Origin of the sequence: Rathayibacter sp. AY1C1 (assembly GCF_002932105.1) — a bacterium.
Lineage (GTDB): Bacteria > Actinomycetota > Actinomycetes > Actinomycetales > Microbacteriaceae > Rathayibacter.
This window is the reverse complement of record NZ_PSWH01000065.1, coordinates 3,392-5,354: the sequence shown is the minus strand read 5'-3', so window position 1 is coordinate 5,354 and position 1,963 is coordinate 3,392. Positions and strand designations below refer to the sequence as shown.

Below are 1,963 nucleotides of genomic sequence, written 5' to 3'. Positions count from 1 at the left end.
CCTTCTCTTCGGGGTTGGGGGTCGTAATTTTTTTACGGAGAGTTTGATCCTGGCTCAGGACGAACGCTGGCGGCGTGCTTAACACATGCAAGTCGAACGATGAAGCCCAGCTTGCTGGGTGGATTAGTGGCGAACGGGTGAGTAACACGTGAGTAACCTGCCCTTGACTCTGGGATAAGCGCTGGAAACGGCGTCTAATACCGGATACGACCTGCCCCGGCATCGGGTGCGGGTGGAAAGTTTTTCGGTCAAGGATGGACTCGCGGCCTATCAGCTAGTTGGTGAGGTAATGGCTCACCAAGGCGACGACGGGTAGCCGGCCTGAGAGGGTGACCGGCCACACTGGGACTGAGACACGGCCCAGACTCCTACGGGAGGCAGCAGTGGGGAATATTGCACAATGGGCGAAAGCCTGATGCAGCAACGCCGCGTGGGGGATGACGGCCTTCGGGTTGTAAACCTCTTTTAGTAGGGAAGAAGGGCTTCGGCTTGACGGTACCTGCAGAAAAAGCACCGGCTAACTACGTGCCAGCAGCCGCGGTAATACGTAGGGTGCAAGCGTTGTCCGGAATTATTGGGCGTAAAGAGCTCGTAGGCGGTTTGTCGCGTCTGCTGTGAAAACCCGAGGCTCAACCTCGGGCCTGCAGTGGGTACGGGCAGACTAGAGTGCGGTAGGGGAGAATGGAATTCCTGGTGTAGCGGTGGAATGCGCAGATATCAGGAGGAACACCGATGGCGAAGGCAGTTCTCTGGGCCGTTACTGACGCTGAGGAGCGAAAGCGTGGGGAGCGAACAGGATTAGATACCCTGGTAGTCCACGCCGTAAACGTTGGGAACTAGATGTGGGGACCTTTCCACGGTCTCCGTGTCGCAGCTAACGCATTAAGTTCCCCGCCTGGGGAGTACGGCCGCAAGGCTAAAACTCAAAGGAATTGACGGGGGCCCGCACAAGCGGCGGAGCATGCGGATTAATTCGATGCAACGCGAAGAACCTTACCAAGGCTTGACATATACCGGAAACTTCCAGAAATGGTTGCCCCGCAAGGTCGGTATACAGGTGGTGCATGGTTGTCGTCAGCTCGTGTCGTGAGATGTTGGGTTAAGTCCCGCAACGAGCGCAACCCTCGTTCTATGTTGCCAGCACGTCATGGTGGGAACTCATAGGAGACTGCCGGGGTCAACTCGGAGGAAGGTGGGGATGACGTCAAATCATCATGCCCCTTATGTCTTGGGCTTCACGCATGCTACAATGGCCGGTACAAAGGGCTGCGATACCGTAAGGTGGAGCGAATCCCAAAAAGCCGGTCTCAGTTCGGATTGAGGTCTGCAACTCGACCTCATGAAGTCGGAGTCGCTAGTAATCGCAGATCAGCAACGCTGCGGTGAATACGTTCCCGGGCCTTGTACACACCGCCCGTCAAGTCATGAAAGTCGGTAACACCCGAAGCCAGTGGCCTAACCGCAAGGAGGGAGCTGTCGAAGGTGGGATCGGTGATTAGGACTAAGTCGTAACAAGGTAGCCGTACCGGAAGGTGCGGCTGGATCACCTCCTTTCTAAGGAGCATCTGGACACCGCAGGGTGTTCCAGGCGCCAGATCAAAGCGAATGTCTTTGCTGGTAGCTCATGGGTGGAACATTGAACTAGGTGCTCGGTGAGATCGTCTCGCGTCAGTACAGCCTTCGGGTTGGGAACGCGTCGGGGCGGTGGAGTCGGGTACATGCACGCTGTTGGGTCCTGAGGGACCGGGCCGGCTGCCTTCGGGTGGCGGGGTCGACTCTCCGGATCTTTTTCTCACGCCTGGGTGTGTGGGAGAGGGATACCGCCCGTATTTTGAGAACTACACAGTGGACGCGAGCATCTTAGATTCACGGCTTCGGTCGTGGATCGACAAGATTCGCATGGCGCGGCTTTCGGGCTGCGGTCATGCAAATCATTGGATCTGCAACTTTTCGAGTTGTAGTT

The 1,963-nt window shown here is 56.7% G+C and carries 1 rRNA gene; it reads left to right on the top strand.

The window, feature by feature from the left end:
* Positions 1-31 precede the first annotated feature (31 nt).
* Positions 32-1,554: ribosomal RNA gene (locus tag C5C71_RS17025) — 16S ribosomal RNA — on the top strand.
* Positions 1,555-1,963: the final 409 nt, after the last annotated feature.